This window comes from Candidatus Kuenenia stuttgartiensis, from assembly GCF_900232105.1.
Taxonomy (GTDB): domain Bacteria; phylum Planctomycetota; class Brocadiia; order Brocadiales; family Brocadiaceae; genus Kuenenia; species Kuenenia stuttgartiensis_A.
The window spans coordinates 866,402-882,545 of record NZ_LT934425.1; the positions used below are offsets into that span (position 1 = coordinate 866,402).

The following is a 16,144-nucleotide window of genomic DNA, read 5'->3' on the forward strand; positions in this document are numbered from 1 at the left end:
AATTCTAATAATAACGATGTTTACTGCACAGTGTAGGGGCTAAGCATTTGCTGTAAATTGTCATAAATACGTTCATGCTCAAATGGGCAAAACGCTTCACCCATACTTTTTCAAAAAAACTAGATCGTTACTCAGGTTTTAATCTTTGAGAAGAATGAATCATGCGGCGGGTAGGCAGGTGTTATTTTTTATATGAATCCAGCAAAGCAACGAGGTCCTTATCTTTTTGCCCTGAGGTTTCGAGGATATTTCTCACCTTCCCGATAAAACTGTAGCCTTCTTCAATTTTATCCCTTAAAAGTAGTTGTACAACCAGTGTGAAGGTAAGTTTTTCGATGATTTTCCCGGCATCTGGTATGTTTGCGGCAAGCATTTTTTCTTTTAACTCTAATTTTTGGTAAAGAATATCTACCGAAGGAGTAAGCGTGCCGGTAAAATCATCAAACAGTGCGTTTTCTTTTTGGAGATTCAGCACGTTGGCGGCAGCATCAATTACGGTAACGGTCATAGGCGCCGGCCCGCAGAGATAAAATGCTATATCAGGGTCAGGGGTAAGGTATTTATTGAGCAGCGGCCCTATAAATCCCTTCTCCCCCTGCCATTGTTGCTCCTGCTCATCAATGTATCCTTGTTTTTTAGCTAGTTGTTTACCCTCATCGGCAAGACTCAAAAAGCACTTCTTATCTATTTCATTTAACATGGCAGGGTCGTCATCGCGAAACGCACCGGAAAGTACAGGAATGAATTTAAAATTGGGGTTTTGCATTTGCCACTTTAACCATTTGGGCAAATACATTATTGGAATATCCTGGAGTCGCCTTTCTCCCAGGAAAAATATCGCCTTCTCCTGCCTTCCCTCTATGAACCATTGTTCCAATAACGCCAATATTGGTGCAAGTCCTGCCCCTCCAGCCACAAATACCGCAGTGTGTGGTTCTGTTTTCAGAGAAAAATGGCCGTAAGGTCCTGTAAAATGTATTTTTTCGCCGAGAAAGAAATTCCACAAACTCCGTTCCTGGGTATAGTGATGTACACAACTAGGCCCGATGCATGGGGCGCCACCACTTTCCACCGCCTTTGAAGGATCTACGGGGGCCAATCGAACAATAAGCTTTAAAAGGTCTGGTTCGTATGAAGCGAGCGAATAGCCTCTATACATGGCATTCCCCGGTTTATAAGGAATAAATTCTTTCCCCAGATTTTCACACGCCTTCTTTATATGAGTTTCGTATTTATTATAATGTTCCTCCACAAAATCTTCCGGAAGCATTAATTGAATATATTGACCGGGTTTATACGCAATAGGCTTTGAAGGTTTAAGCCATATTTCCATTTTATCGCTGGTGATCAGAATCTTTTTGACTGCCCTGGCTGTGTACTTTTTTACATTGAGGGTATCTTTTGACAGGTACAAACTAACATCCTTCTCCACCCGCACCTGACATGCCAGACGTTCATAACCATCTCCGATACCATCTTCCAGAAATTTTTTTGCATTTTCCCGGGAGCGCATATCAAAATGCGGCGTTTCAACGGCCGTATACAAACCGACATCGGTATAAAGTTTCACTTTACACTGACCGCATGTTGCCATCCCTCCACACGCCGCCGGAATATTAAAGCCATTGTTTTGTAATAATGATAAGAGCCTTTCTCCGCCTTCAATATTAAGCTCTTTCTTAAACTCATCATCACTTATAACAGTTAGCTTTTGTTTTGCCCCACGCCCGAAAAACTGGAAGATGATCTCGCACACTAAACTTAGTGCCAATATGAGTACGGCGAGAATACCTGCGCCTAAAAATAAAGGGGTAAGCATGTTTACTCCAACCTAAAAAATACGAATCATTCCAATGCCGGTAAATATAGCGGCCATTATGCCAAGTAAAAGGATTGCTATTGTATCTTCATCCCATGCATTTGTTGGCACAAAGAGACGCTGACGTCTCAACAATGCAAGCCAAACAGTAACCATTAGCCAGTGAAGTCCATACCCAAACGCAGTAATGGTTGAAACCATAAAAGATGTGCCTGTAGGAATGGTAAATGTTGCACTGGCAAGTACAATACAATTTACGGTAATTAGTTCAAGAAACTGCCCCATTTGTTCATATGCCGTTCGTGCAAATTTTCTAAGCATCACGCTTAATGTTTGCACAAATACGGCAATGGTTACAATAAATACTGTCAGGTAGAAGATTTTCTCCAGCCGTATTGACATGGATGAATATTTTGCTAAAACATCGCTTCCCATTATCAACACCTTATTATATACCACCCAGTTTAAAGCAGTAGAAAGCGTCATAACGATAATTACGGCAATCCCCATTTTCCATGCCGCATCTATTTGCCGTGATTTATTGAGCAACGGGCATATGCCTAAAAGTTTACTGAGTACTATACCATCAAAGAAAAGGGCATTTAATAATATTGGCAAAAAAATAAGAAACTGAGTATGCAATGTCGGGCTGGTACGAATGTGTACAATGATACTTATAAACAAACAGATGCCCAGCCCGATGGTAATTAACGATTTTCGGGAAATTTCAAACTTTGAACGCGGGGCAGGAACAGGGCCTTCTTCCGGTGTCTCAACAGCGGCGCATTCACATGAAGCCGCTTCCTGATAGACAATCCTTGCCTTGAGCAAGAAAGGACGCATCATGAGGCGAAATCCCGCCAATGCGAAAAATCCTCCCACGGGAGTTATCATTAACACAACGCGAGGAAACGTTTCCGGAATTACGGAAAAGCCCATAATCGTGCCAAAACCCAGCGGTTCCCGCAGAAAGGCAAGCAATATCAGCGCAAAAGCATATCCCATACACGCCTTTAAAATCTTTTTCTGCGCTTCCCAGAATGGCACCGTTAACCCTTCAGAAATTACGGCAAGCACTATACAATTAGTGGTAATAAGGTCGATATATGCCCTGATACTGGCAGCCACCTCCGGCACAAACGCCTGGGCAAAGAATGCAAAAATGGTCACAAACACCGAAACAATAATCATTAAAAGCGAAATCTTGTGGTGTGATCCCGCTATGGTTATTAATCTTCGAAATGGATAAATTAAGGAAAAACTCCCCATTGCAACAAACAACACACCAAGTCCCATCGTCAGAGAATTTTCGAGTTTATTCGTTACCGCCAAAGCAGAACAAAACCCTAAACCGGCGCCTGCGGTTAAAATAAGATTGTCTCTCAAGAAAAATTTAGAAGTTTTTCGTATATGTCGCTTTAGTCCTACCATTTCTGTTCTCCGGATTTTCTCCAAAATTCCTGTACTGCGTCATTGATAAACTCCTCAATACCCCTGCTTGTATTGGTAGCACCGGTTATAGCATCAAATTCATTATCACCCGTAGCTTTCCGCTCCTTAACCATCTTGATTTGCGGTTTTAATTTCATTCCAACAAATTGCTTTTTAAATATATCTTCCGTCATTCTTCCACCAAGTCCAGGAGTCTCGCTGTGATCCAATACTTCTATCCCTTTCAGCGTTTCCATGTCAGGTTTCAGGCAAATAAACAAAGACATGGCGCTTGATTTATTATATCCATATCCTATCCTTGACCTGATAAACCCTATCCCTTGCAACTCTCCGTCTTTAATGAATTTATATACCTTCCCCTCTTCTTCGTTTTTTGCCCCGACAGCTTCGGTTTCATCAACGGTTATCGACGTATCAAATACTTCTCTTATATTATCTTTATCGTACCCTTTGATAGTAAAACCCATGATGGTTTTTTCAGTTGTACGGTATGGAATTCCAAAGATATCAAGAACAGCACGTTTTTCCTTTATTTCATGATATGCGGCAATTTTCGGTGCTGTATAAAAATATACCAAAAACAATCCGGTACACGGAATAAATGCAATGAAAAGGATCGAGAAAATACGGAGTATAAACGTCTTAAATTCTTCCATAAATTATGTTTCGCTAAAACTTTGTGATAGTTAAATTAGTGGCTGTAAACTATTTTGCCGTTATCTTTTGTTATTTCAGGTGCGGTATCTTATTTTTACCATCAACGATTGAATGGGTATTGCAAGCAAATTCATAAGCAATATAGCATACATTGCTCCTTCAGACAGTGTGGTATAATTCCTTAGCAACACGGTAATAAATCCACACCCTATGCCATATATCCATTTCGCCTTCTGATTATAGGTTGCTGTAATAGGATCTGTAATCATATAAAAAGCACCCAATACTAACCCTCCGCTCAGGAGCTGAAAAATAGGCGGGGCAACATTTTCCTTTGACAGGAGTGAAAACATACCTGAAAAGATAAACACGCTGCCAAAATAGGACACCGGCAACCGCCAGTTCGCAACCTTCATTTTTACAAGCCATATACCGGACAGTATAAGTGCTAATCGGCAGGTTTCTCCCAAAGAGCCATTCGCAGTACCTATGAGCAGGGAAAAATAAGAAGTGATGGTGCCGTCTGTCTTAAACGCGGTAAGCGGGGTAGCGTGGGTAATGGTATCAAGCCCATACCGCAAGGTATGAAGATCAGGTATACCGACAAAAGGCATCTGGTAGCCTGTCGCCAAAAGTGACGGGAAACATATTGTCAGGAACAATCGGCTAAATAGCGCAGGATTCACCAAATTGTACCCAACGCCTCCCAATATATTTCTGAAGATAATGGCCATTGCTGCGCCAAAGCCTATCAGCCAGAGAGGCGCTTGTGGTGGCAGAATGGCGGGAACGAGCAGGCACGAAACAAACCCTCCCTCACTAATGTGATCTTCCCTGGCAATTATTGCCCATATCACATCAACAACAAACACCCCAACAACAAGTGAAACAATCAATTTCGAAATCACACACTGTAACCCGTAAAAATACATCGCAGGAAACACCCATCCCATTGTCAGCGCAATAAGCACAGCACCCATAAACTTTTTCGTGTCCGTGTTGTTTCGGATAAAGGGCTGTGTCTGCGCTGTATGTTTGGAGCTGCGCAACAAACCGTCAAACGCTTCAAAAACTGCCCCAAAAAGGAAATTGACTGTTTCGTGGGTATGGATAAAGGTCTCTATCCTGTCAAGATTCTTATTAAGTGGCGATTCGAGTTTATTGAGTAATTTCTTCATGCTTTTTGTACATCCGGCGATTTACATTCCTTGATGATCCGCAACAATTCAATTTTCGAAGGGCATGCAAAACTGCACAGACCGCATTCAATACATTTTTCTATATCATAACTACGCACCTTCTGTTTTTCTCCTCTGTTGTAGGCCTGGTGGTACAAAGCAGGTTCTAAATTAACAGGGCAAATATCATCACAGAAGTTACAATACACGCAGGCTCGCAATTCCCCAAGCAAATTAGTGGTAAAATGCAGCCTATCCGTGTTAATCATAGGAAACATCTCTTTCTTATCCTGCGCCGCCAGAACAACAATGTCATTTACCGTCCAGCCAATTTTTTGAGCAAAATCGTTAACTTCCATTCCTCTTAACGGACCGTTTATAAACACACGATAAGGGGCGGTCTCCTTTACCCTGTTTTTTAGTATTTTTTCAAGGGTTGTTCCCAACTGCACCTTGATAAACTCATTTTCCTTAAGACCTGTGCCCGAAAGGGCAATAAAGCGGGAATTTACACTCTTATTAAGAATGCGGCTTTTGTGGATTGCCAATGCCGTTTGCGCGTCGAAAACTAGAATACCCTGGGACAGCGTATCCTGCCCAAAGTTTATATCTTTGTTTAAGATGGCTTTTGATAATACCACAGGGTCATCGTAAGGATATTTCGCATCTATAACAAAAACTTCCAACCATTCATTCATAGCCGCGTATTCTTTTGCTGCTGAAATATGTTCGGTTTCGTTATTGGTGATAACAACAGAACATTTCGCTTCAGGGAAGATGGTAGTCTGTAGCTCTTTTATTTTATCGAAGAAAACCGTTGTTTTATGTCCCAATGTTACCCAATTAGGCAATGCCCATGGTTCCGTGGGGCATAGGGTAACAATAATGTGTTTCACCGATTGTTCCGATGGCAGGGTAAAATTGAATACTTCAGGGGGGTTGTCAGATGAAATTTCCTCAACAATATTACAAAAACGTATTTTGTAGGCGTCAAAAAGATTTACGCCACCCTTGAAAACCATGTTTTGCTTTTTTTTAATCACTTTCTTACTTTTTCAAATAAAATAGAAGCTCTTGGAAATTCCATAAAAGTGTCCGGATAAAATATCAATCCGGACATCAGAAGTCAAGGTAATATTTTAGAACTAAATTATGCCGCCGATTGAACGGGTGAAAACAGAACACATTATCATTCAATAAACGTATTCCTGAAAACTATGCTTATTAAAATCTATAACTGGCGGCATTAAATGCAAATCAAATATATAGGAAATACAGGAAAAGAAGCTAAATACAGAAATGCTAAAAGAGAACAGAACCGTTTGGCATGACCGTTAAGCAAGGAAGTTTTTTGGCAAGCGACGGGGCAAGGGCAAGAGAAACCAGCCTTTTCTTTAATGCCAAAATCCATTATTTGCTTATATCAATAATAAGCGGTATTTCTCCGCAATCAGGGAATTTATGGCACTTTACACATTCTGACCATATTTTTTGAGGGAGTTCCGCTTTTTCTATCCTGCAAAATCCGCATTTCTCAAAAAATTCCGGCGAATACGTAAGAACGAACATCTTGGCGATGCGGAGTTCCTTCGCCTCCTGCATACACGCCGATACGAGTTTTTTTCCTATTCCTCTCCGCTGGTGTGAACCCAGAACTGCCAATGATTTTATTTCCGCAAGATCTTTCCAAAAAATATGCAAAGCGGCGCAACCAATTAATTGGGTATCCTCCATAAATACATAAAAATCCCGTATATTTTCGTAAAGCTCACTGAGGGAACGCGGCAACATTTCATCCTTTGACGCGAAACCGTTGATAAGCCTATATATCTTCTCTACCTCTTCTATTGTTGCTTTACGCAATATTAGTTTTTTTTCTTTGTTATCAGCCGAGGACATCGTGTTTTCTCACCCTAAAATCTACGCCCAACTCCACTGCAATTTCTCTACATTTCTTTATATCGATACCTGGAATTTCTACAACAGAGACCTGAACATTTGGAATAACCTTTTTCGCATCTTTAACAAACTGTATCAAAGCAAAATAGGCTTTTTCGCCAAATACCGGCTTGCAGATCGCAGCATATTTTTCCGCAGTTTCCGCATTTAAACTGATGCAGATGGTATCAATAAGGCCTTTTAATTCATTCGCTATTGACCTGCCATTGATAATATCCCCATGGCCGTTTGTATCCAGCCGGATGCGTTTCCCTTTTGATTTTAAATCCGCAGCAACGGCTTTTAAAACTTCCAGCCGTTCGGTCGGTTCTCCATAACCGCAAAACACCACTTCATCATATCTGCCAGGGTCTCCTATCGACTGCAGTACTTCTTCAATTGTCGGTTCCCGCTTTAAATGCAGATTATGCCCCTTCACAAAAGGATAGGTCGTCCTCATGCAAAATGAACACTCCATAGAGCATCGGTTCGTTAAATTTATGTAAAGAGAGTTTCTGATAGCGTAAGCTATTTTCCCCTCCAATTCAGGCTCCCCTATGCCGAATAATGCGTACGCATTAAAAGAAGTAATGCGTGCAATATCTTCGGGGGAAAGCCCGTATATTTCAGCAAAAACGGGGATAACTAAGGATAAATACGACGGCTCATTACGCTCCCCTCTTTTCGGATGAGGTGATAAAAAAGGACAATCAGTCTCCAAAAGAAGCCTTTCGACAGGAACAGTTTTGGCAATATCCCTCAAATTTTGCGCATTTTTAAAGGTAATCGGCCCGGCAAAAGACAAAAACATGCCCAGATCCAGGCATGCCTTTGCCACTTCAGCCGTTCCGCTAAAACAATGAACAACCCCCTTTAATCCACCATTTTTATATTTATTCAGAATTTTTAAACAGTCCTCACTGGCTTCGCGGCAATGTATTATCACCGGAAGATCATGCTTTTTCGCAAGTGCAAGGTGTTTCTCGAATAGTACCTGTTGGTCTTCATGAGGACTCTTGTTACGATAATAATCAAGTCCGGTCTCGCCGACCGCGACAATTTTTGATCCTCCAATCAACGACTCAAGCTCAAGCCACGTTTCTTCTGAAACCTTTGTGGCGCCATGCGGATGGATGCCAACGCTTGCATAAATATTTTCAAAACGATGCGCCAAAGCAATGCACTTTTTACTCGTAGAAAGGCTTGTTCCCACATTAATAATACTTCCGACGCCTGCCTCTCTGGCACGTGACAAAACGGAGTCCAAATCTGTTTTATATTCCGGAAAATCAAGATGCGCGTGTGTATCAATAATCATCATATTATTAAAATTCTTTACCAAAAAAGCGCCACTTAAAAACATAACCTTACGGCGATATTATCAATATCCCTTAAACGCCAGGGAACTGAAACGGGTTCATCAATCATCAAAAACACTGCTACTATAGTCAAACAAATAAGGTTTTCAAAAAAATTTACACACCCCAGTCCCCTCTATAAAGGAATTAAGGGGCGTGCTTGTATAGTATGCTTAGTCAAATAAATCTGTTTTTTAGAAAGCCATTTTATCGCCAAATTCATAAAATCATATTTGTTTGGCTATACTTTTAGCTACATGTTTTTGTAAACGCATTTTTATAGAGTGTAATAGCAGGATGTTTTTTTGCTGGCGGGTAAAAAACAGAAACTACATCAAAACGCAAATCTATGCCCTCTACTTTTTTTTCAGCAATATAGCGGGAAGCCATCTTTATAATTTGCTTTTTTTTTGCTTCTGTTACGGCTAATTCAGGAGGTCCATAACTATCGGATCCACGCGTTTTTACTTCTACAAAAACAATGGAACCGCGGTCATAGCAAATAATATCAATTTCTCCGGTCTTACGCCGGTAATTCCTCTGTAGTATCTTATATCCCTTTTTTTTCAGAAATTTCGCAGCGACAACTTCTCCCTTTTTACCGAGAGCTTTCTTGTGCGGTTGTACGTCACTGGTTTTTTTGAGTATATTTTTCAGGAAAAAAAGGGAACCTATTAGTTTTTTGAAAAATCCGTCCATGAGTTAAACCCTATGCTTCACAGACTGGGCCAAATAGGCAATTTTATACTATTCCTAGATATTCATTCCCTGCTTTTTAGAAAACAAGTTCATTTGACCAAGTCTGTTCAGCATATGGAATACCTCTATATATGTCCTTAATCCACCCTTTTTTCTTTCAACCTGGTACCTTTACTGGTTCTGTCCCTCATGTAATACAACTTTGCACGCCGTACTTTTCCTGATTTTTTTACCTTAACATCCAAAACCTTTGGGGAATGAATGGGGAAAACACGCTCTACGCCTTCTCCCTGAACAATGCGTCTTACGGTAAAGGTTTCCCGTATCCCTCCGCCATTTTTTGCGATTACCAACCCACTGAATACCTGCGTACGTTCCTTTTCTCCTTCTTTGATTTTGATCGAGACATCTACCTGATCGCCAACAGAATACTTTGGTATTTCTGTTTTCATGTGTTCTTTTTCTATTACATCGATAACATTCATGATCCCACTCCTCATAATTTATTACAGGGTAAATATAATACTATTTCTTGTTTAATAAATCGGGCCTTTTTTCCCGTGTCCTTTTTTCAGCTAAATATCTTTGCCATTCCTTTATTTTTTGATGATGACCCGAACGTAATATTTCCGGAACTTTCATGCCTCTGTATTCAGCAGGACGGGTATATTGAGGATACTCCAATAACCCGTCATGAAAAGATTCTTCGGTTATTGAGTTCTTATCTCCCAAAACACCGGGTATCAGACGGACTACCGCGTCAATAACTACCATTGCCGATAGTTCTCCACCTGAAAGAATATAATCGCCGATGGACAACTCAAACACATCAAGGCCGGTTCTGATTCTTTCGTCAAACCCTTCATAATGGCCGCATATCAACATAAGATACGCCTCTTTTGCCAATTCTTTAGCGATAGCTTGGGTAAAACAACGCCCTTGCGGCGTTAGTAAAATTTTTTTAGCGGGTATGTTAGTTTGCCGCTCAATCGCTTCTACTGCATTGAAAACGGGTTCCGGCTTCATTACCATCCCAGGCCCCCCGCCATAGGGTCTGTCATCTACACAACGTTGATTTTCTGCATAGTCTCTGATATTGAAAATATTGTATTGTACAAGGGCCTTTTCTCTGGCGATTTTCAAGATACTATGCCCCAGTACGTTTTCAAAAATACCGGGAAACAATGTCAAAATATCAATGCGCATGTATTATTTTTTAAACGCAATACCAAGTTTTTTAAATATGCTGGCAACCGTTTCCGTTGGTTTTGCCCCAACGCTCAACCAGTAATCAACCCTCTCTCGTTTCAGAGTCACCTGTTTTTCGTTGTTTGATTCCATAGGATCATAAGTGCCTAAATTTTCAATAGACATGCCATCCCGTTCCTCATGTGCATCGAACGCGCCAATTCGGTAAAAGGGCCTGTTTTTACGTCCCATTCGCATCATCCTAATTCTTACTGCCATTTTTTCTCCTTTTAGATAAAATTACCGTATCATACCCTTGCCAAAGGGCATACCCCCGGGAAACATCCCCTTTTTCTTCAGCCCCTTCTCGTTTCCCTTAAAATGTTTCATTAGTTTTTTCATCGATTTAAATTGTTTAAGCAGTTGATTAACATCCTGAACGGTCGTCCCGCTGCCTTTGGCTACGCGCTGCCTTCTGCTTCCATTTATCATATCGGGGATCAAACGTTCCTGAATCGTCATTGATTTGATAATCGCTTCAACCTTTTCTAATTGTTTTTCGTCAAAATTAAGTCCGTCCATCTTGTTCCCCAAACCGGGAATCATACCCATGATTTCTTTGATTGGTCCCATTTTTTTTATCTGTTGAAGTTGCATGAGAAAATCTTCCAGGCTGAGCGTATCACTTTGTATCTTCCGGCTAAGGTTCTGCGCTTCTTCAAAATCAATGGCCTGCTGTGCGCGCTCCACCAGTGAAACTACGTCGCCCATTCCCAGTATTCTGGAAGCCATCCTATCAGGATGAAACTCCTCAAGACGGTCGAGTTTTTCGCCAATGCCCACGAACTTAATAGGTTTTCCCGTAACCGCCCTTATTGAAAGAGCCGCACCGCCCCGCGTATCACCATCAAGTTTAGATAAGATCACCCCGTCAAAACCTAATTGCTCATCAAATTCCCTGGCGCTATTTACCGCGTCCTGACCTGTCATTGCATCACAAACAAAATATATTTGATCGGGTGTGAGTGTATCTTTTATTTCCCGCAATTCAAGCATCAGTTCATTGTCGATGTGTAATCGCCCTGCAGTATCTAAAATTACCACATCATGTCCGTTTTCTTTTGCATATTTTATCGCTTCACTACATATCTTTGTTGGTGGTAAATCTTTTTCAAAATATACCTGTATATCCAGTTGCCGGCCCAGCGTCTTTAATTGTTCAACAGCCGCAGGGCGTTGTATATCCGCTGCGGCAAGCAACGGCTTTTTTCCTTTCGAAAGCATCAGCCTGGCAAGTTTACCAGCCGTTGTTGTTTTACCGCTGCCTTGCAAACCCACCAACATCACAACCGTCTGCCCCCCTTCCTTGAAAGGAATAGAGGTATCAGACTCCCCCATCAATTTAATCAGTTCGTCGTGGACAATCTTGACCACCTGCTGGCCCGGCGCAACACTTTTGATTACCTCTTCACCCACAGAACGCTCGGTAACCTGCTTAATGAAGTTTTTTACTACTTTATAATTAACGTCCGCCTCAAGCAATGCCAGACGCACTTCGTGCAAACCGTCCTTAATATTTCCTTCGGTTAATCTTCCCTTCCCGCGGAATTTACCAAGAACAGCTTCCAAACTATTTGTGATTGATTCAAACATAATCGAACGATTTTAAAACAATACTTGCCTTATTAAAACAGTGCCCATCTTAAAGCCTAATTTAAATTTAAAAATAAATCTTTGACGTTTCCTTTTACCGCTTACGTAATTTCACAGTATAATTTTACTGATTCGCAATAGCAAGATAACAAAATAATACTATAAATTTTTCATTTTATAAAATAATACAAGATATTCAAATGAATTTTATGAATACCGTATAAGACAAAATGGCGTTTAGCTATGTAAGTATGGGTGTGCAGTACGTTTGATTTTAGGGTTAAGTCGAATATTTCTATTGCACAAGATTTGTTGGTTTGCTAATATTTTCCGTTTGTGTTAATATATTTTATATTATTTTTTTTATATTTGCAGGCGCTTTTTTATTGAGGAGATAACGTAGCAATGAAAAGCAGTATTCATCCAAATTATATAGAGGCAGTTGTAACATGCGGATGCGGAGAAACATTTAAAACCAGAGCCACAAAACCTAAAATAGCAGTAGATATATGCTCAAAATGCCACCCGTTTTATACGGGGAAACAAAGATTTATTGATAGTGCCGGCCAAATTGACCGCTTTAACAAACGATTGAAAAAGAGCAAAATAATTCAAGACCCAGGTACAACAAAATAATAGTGCTATTTGATGAATAATAACTTATTAAAAAGATTGGAAGATATGCAAAAACGGTATAACGAGCTGGAAAACTTGCTGGCCGACCCGCAGGTTATAGCTGATTCCGGCCGTTATATGTCACTCATGAAAGAACACGGATGCCTTTCCAAAATAGTTCATAAATATGCCCAGTTGACAAAAACCTACATAAGAAAACAGGATGCGGAAAACCTGTTATCTGACGGGGAATTTGCAGATATGGCACGCATGGAACTGGATGAACTGGAAGGCCATGAAAAGGCAATTATGGATGAAATCAAGGAATTATTTATTGCCGAAGACAAAACCGCCAATAAAAACGTTATTGCTGAAATCAGGGCGGGAACCGGGGGAGAAGAGGCAGCCATTTTTGCGGCGGATCTGTTTCGCATGTATATTAAATATGCTGAAAGTCAAAATTGGAAAACAGAACTGTTTGATTACAACGAAACTGATTTAGGTGGTTTCAAAGAGGTCACCTTTTCCATAGAAGGTCGTAATGTTTACCAGAAATTACGTTTTGAAAGCGGCACACATCGTGTTCAGCGGGTACCGCAAACGGAAGCAAGCGGCAGGGTTCATACTTCAACAGCAACGGTAGCCATCCTTCCTGAAGTTGAAGAGGTAGAAATTGACATTAATCCGGCAGATATCCTGATAGAAACATTCCGTGCCTCCGGACCAGGGGGGCAAAAGGTAAATAAGACGAGTTCCGCCGTCAGGATTACCCATATCTCCACCGGTATTGTTGTAAAATGTCTCGATGAAAAATCACAGCATAAAAACAAGGCAAAAGCAATGCGCATACTACGAAGCCGCTTGCATGAATCGATTGAAGAAAAAAACCAGCTTGAACGGGATCAAGTAAGGAGAATTCAGATAGGAACTGGCGACCGTAGCGAAAAAATTCGTACGTATAATTATTCGCAAAACAGGGTCACCGATCACCGGATAAATTTTTCCGTGTATAATCTTGAACATGTCATGCTGGGATATTTGGACGAAATTATTGCTGCCCTTGCTAACCACTACCGGGAAGATCAATTAAAACAGTTGATCACAAGTACATAACCACGTTAAAAATATCCCGGAAAATAGAGGGTTCACCTTAATACCTTTTTTAATAACAATTTAGTTTTTTGATAAATCCGCCCATGCGTTAATCCGTTGCTTCCGCATGGGGAATAGTTGAGAGGTATTTTCTCACGTGAAACCTTCTTTTCCTTTTGTTTCAAATCCCAATGACAAAAGTACTAAAGTAGAAAACAAGACGTCCACAACTAAAAACACTGTCGGAAATATCATTCAATGGGCAACAAGGGAATTGCAACGTTCCGGCATTGATACTCCCCGTTTGGACGCAGAGGTTATACTGTCACATCTGCTGAACTGTGATCGCATACAATTTCATACACACCCCGACAAACCCGTACAACGCATAATAGCATCACGCTATAAAAAGGCCGTTCAGAGAAGAGCCAAAAGGGTACCGCTCCAATACATTACCAACCATGCAGAATTTATGTCCTCAGACTTTTATGTTGACGAAAGGGTACTTATACCGCGTCCGGAAACGGAATTACTAGTGGAAGCGGTTATTAAAAAGGCAAAAAGTTTCATCCATGAAAATGAAATTGTAATCATTGACATCGGTGTTGGAAGTGGGAATATTGCAATTTCCCTTGCAAAAAATATAAGCACTGCGGGAATAATGGCAATAGACATTTCCCCCGAGGCGTTGGATGTCGCCAAAATGAACACACAAAAACACCATTTGCAGGAGAAAATTACGTTTCTCTGCGGCAATGTATATGAGCCGTTACAATCATGCAGCATCAAAACAAAGGCACATTTCATCGTATCAAACCCCCCCTATATAGCTTCCACCGAATTATCTGAGCTGCAACAGGAAGTAAGGGATTATGAACCGTACACCGCTCTTATCAGCGGCAATAGTGGTTTGGAAATGTTTGAACGTATCCTGGCAGAAGCAAATTCGTGGCTAAGGCCGGCAGGTTTTCTCCTTTTGGAAGTAGCCGAAAAACAAGCGCGTCAGGTCATAAAAATGATAAAAAATACAAACATCTTTACATCGATACAGCGCATAAAAGATTACCAGAACATATCACGCATCATCATTGCACAAAGGGAGGGCAACATTGGACAAGATCGTAATTGAAGGTGGACATCGTTTGGAAGGAAAAGTACGCATAAATGGCGCAAAAAATGCAGCATTACCTATTATGGCTGCATGTTTATTACTCCATGGCCCCTCGCGTATAAAAGGAATACCCAATATTGTCGATATTCAGACGCAGATAAAAATATTGAAAAATCTTGGGGGAGATATCCGGCACATCGAAGACGGTTCTCTTGGAATAATATTTCGGGATGGCGAGCATAAAGAAAAGATTACAGCGCCTTACGATTTGGTAAGAAAAATGAGGGCGTCCGTCTGTGTTCTGGGCCCACTACTCAGTAAACGTGGCAATGCAAAGGTTTCATATCCTGGAGGATGTGTTATCGGGCAACGTCCTATAGATTTACATTTGAAAGGACTTAAGGCATTAGGCGCCAGGATTGAAACGGATGAAGGATATGTAATCGCCTCAGCAGGCACACTGAAAGGCACACGTATTTCTTTAAAAGGGCAATACGGCACGACGGTACTGGGGACATGCAATGTTATGACTGCTGCTGTATTGGCAGAAGGCACAACGATCATTGAAGATGCAGCTTGCGAACCTGAAGTGCAGGATCTTGCTTATTTCCTTAACAAAGCCGGCGCTAAGATTTCCGGCATAGGAGGCAGCATACTCACCATTGAAGGCGTTAAGGAATTGCACGGTGTGGACTATGAAATCATACCTGATAGAATAGAGGCAGGAACATTTATGATTGCCGGGGCGATAACGAAAGGAGAAATTACGCTGGAGAATGTCAGGAACGATCACCTTGTCGCAACAATCGAAAAATTGCGCGAAATAGGCGTGGAAGTAACTGCAAATGGCAATACCGCCGTGGTGAAAAGCAATAATACCTACCGGCCCGCCAATATAACAACGATGCCATATCCATGCCTGCCCACCGATATGCAGGCACAATTTATGGCCTTGCTTTGTACAATATCAGGGAAAAGTGTAATTGCCGAAAAAATATTCCCAGACAGATTTATCCACTCCGCGGAATTAAGAAGAATGGGGGCAGATATTCGGGTAGACGTCCCGTATGCCACAATAAACGGGTCCCCTTTTCTTTCGGGTACTCACGTCATGGTTTCTGACCTCCGTGCCGGCGCCGGGCTAGTGCTTGCAGGTCTTGTGGCAAAAGGCACAACCCACATCCACCGTATCTACCATTTGGACAGGGGATATGAACAGATCGAAAAACGTCTGTCTCAACTCGGCGCTCATATAACACGGGTAAGCGAGTAAAACATTTCCGGCGCTTTGTTGTTAGACTGCAACGAGAATAAAACATTTTCCTTGTAGTAGCAAGGCGCACCTTGCCACTACAAATCATACCCCTATAGGTAGATTCTTTTT

Annotated in this window: 16 protein-coding genes; 4 read left to right on the forward strand and 12 right to left on the reverse strand. The window is 41.2% G+C overall.

Annotation, left to right across the window (positions count from 1 at the left end; all coding sequences use genetic code 11):
• Positions 1 to 181: 181 nt before the first annotated feature.
• The 12 genes from KSMBR1_RS03980 to ffh form a co-directional block, all read right to left on the reverse strand.
• Positions 182 to 1,819 (reverse strand): NADH:ubiquinone reductase (Na(+)-transporting) subunit F, encoded by a 1,638-nt coding sequence (locus tag KSMBR1_RS03980; protein WP_099324168.1) that lies wholly within the window; start codon positions 1,817 to 1,819, stop codon positions 182 to 184.
• 12 nt (positions 1,820 to 1,831) lie between these two features.
• Positions 1,832 to 3,250, reverse strand: coding sequence for an Rnf-Nqr domain containing protein (locus KSMBR1_RS03985; protein WP_099324169.1), 1,419 nt, complete (start codon positions 3,248 to 3,250; stop codon positions 1,832 to 1,834).
• Positions 3,244 to 3,927 carry an RnfABCDGE type electron transport complex subunit G gene (locus tag KSMBR1_RS03990; protein WP_099324170.1) on the reverse strand — a complete coding sequence of 228 codons (684 nt, stop codon included), beginning with the start codon at positions 3,925 to 3,927 and terminating at the stop codon, positions 3,244 to 3,246. The genes KSMBR1_RS03985 and KSMBR1_RS03990 overlap by 7 nt, the downstream gene beginning before the upstream one ends.
• A gap of 75 nt (positions 3,928 to 4,002) precedes the next feature.
• A complete protein-coding gene (locus KSMBR1_RS03995) occupies positions 4,003 to 5,106 on the reverse strand; it encodes an RnfABCDGE type electron transport complex subunit D (protein WP_099324171.1) in 1,104 nt (367 codons plus the stop codon).
• Positions 5,103 to 6,128 carry a 4Fe-4S dicluster domain-containing protein gene (locus tag KSMBR1_RS04000; RefSeq protein ID WP_172953469.1) on the reverse strand — a complete coding sequence of 342 codons (1,026 nt, stop codon included), beginning with the start codon at positions 6,126 to 6,128 and terminating at the stop codon, positions 5,103 to 5,105. Before KSMBR1_RS04000 ends, KSMBR1_RS03995 begins: the two co-directional genes overlap by 4 nt.
• A gap of 388 nt (positions 6,129 to 6,516) precedes the next feature.
• The gene (locus tag KSMBR1_RS04005; protein WP_099326970.1) at positions 6,517 to 6,972 is read right to left on the reverse strand and encodes an N-acetyltransferase; all 456 of its coding nucleotides are present in this window, start codon (positions 6,970 to 6,972) and stop codon (positions 6,517 to 6,519) included.
• A gap of 19 nt (positions 6,973 to 6,991) precedes the next feature.
• Positions 6,992 to 8,365, reverse strand: a complete 1,374-nt coding sequence (locus KSMBR1_RS04010) for a TatD family hydrolase (protein ID WP_169703782.1) — start codon at positions 8,363 to 8,365, stop codon at positions 6,992 to 6,994.
• A 286-nt stretch (positions 8,366 to 8,651) separates the two neighbouring features.
• A complete protein-coding gene (locus KSMBR1_RS04015; protein ID WP_099324174.1) occupies positions 8,652 to 9,101 on the reverse strand; it encodes a YraN family protein in 450 nt (149 codons plus the stop codon).
• A 137-nt stretch (positions 9,102 to 9,238) separates the two neighbouring features.
• Positions 9,239 to 9,586, reverse strand: a complete 348-nt coding sequence (gene rplS / locus KSMBR1_RS04020) for a 50S ribosomal protein L19 (protein WP_099324175.1) — start codon at positions 9,584 to 9,586, stop codon at positions 9,239 to 9,241.
• Between the two features lie 40 nt (positions 9,587 to 9,626).
• Positions 9,627 to 10,307, reverse strand: coding sequence for a tRNA (guanosine(37)-N1)-methyltransferase TrmD (gene trmD / locus KSMBR1_RS04025; RefSeq protein WP_099324176.1), 681 nt, complete (start codon positions 10,305 to 10,307; stop codon positions 9,627 to 9,629).
• Between the two features lie 3 nt (positions 10,308 to 10,310).
• Complete coding sequence (gene rpsP / locus KSMBR1_RS04030) at positions 10,311 to 10,568, reverse strand: 30S ribosomal protein S16 (protein ID WP_099324177.1); 258 nt, start codon at positions 10,566 to 10,568, stop codon at positions 10,311 to 10,313.
• A 21-nt stretch (positions 10,569 to 10,589) separates the two neighbouring features.
• Positions 10,590 to 11,945, reverse strand: coding sequence for a signal recognition particle protein (gene ffh, locus KSMBR1_RS04035; RefSeq protein WP_099324178.1), 1,356 nt, complete (start codon positions 11,943 to 11,945; stop codon positions 10,590 to 10,592).
• A 402-nt stretch (positions 11,946 to 12,347) separates the two neighbouring features.
• On the opposite strand from ffh, the gene rpmE reads away from it, so the two are divergent.
• From rpmE to murA, 4 genes are all read left to right on the forward strand, one after another.
• Positions 12,348 to 12,578: a 50S ribosomal protein L31 gene (gene rpmE, locus KSMBR1_RS04040; RefSeq protein ID WP_099324179.1), complete on the forward strand. Its 231-nt coding sequence runs from the start codon at positions 12,348 to 12,350 to the stop codon at positions 12,576 to 12,578.
• Positions 12,579 to 12,587: 9 nt separating this feature from the next.
• Entirely contained in the window at positions 12,588 to 13,670 is a 1,083-nt protein-coding gene (gene prfA, locus KSMBR1_RS04045) for a peptide chain release factor 1 (protein ID WP_169703783.1), read from the forward strand.
• Positions 13,671 to 13,806: 136 nt separating this feature from the next.
• Complete coding sequence (gene prmC / locus KSMBR1_RS04050; RefSeq protein ID WP_099326971.1) at positions 13,807 to 14,778, forward strand: peptide chain release factor N(5)-glutamine methyltransferase; 972 nt, start codon at positions 13,807 to 13,809, stop codon at positions 14,776 to 14,778.
• Entirely contained in the window at positions 14,759 to 16,033 is a 1,275-nt protein-coding gene (gene murA, locus KSMBR1_RS04055; protein WP_099324181.1) for a UDP-N-acetylglucosamine 1-carboxyvinyltransferase, read from the forward strand. Before prmC ends, murA begins: the two co-directional genes overlap by 20 nt.
• The last annotated feature ends 111 nt before the right edge of the window (positions 16,034 to 16,144 follow it).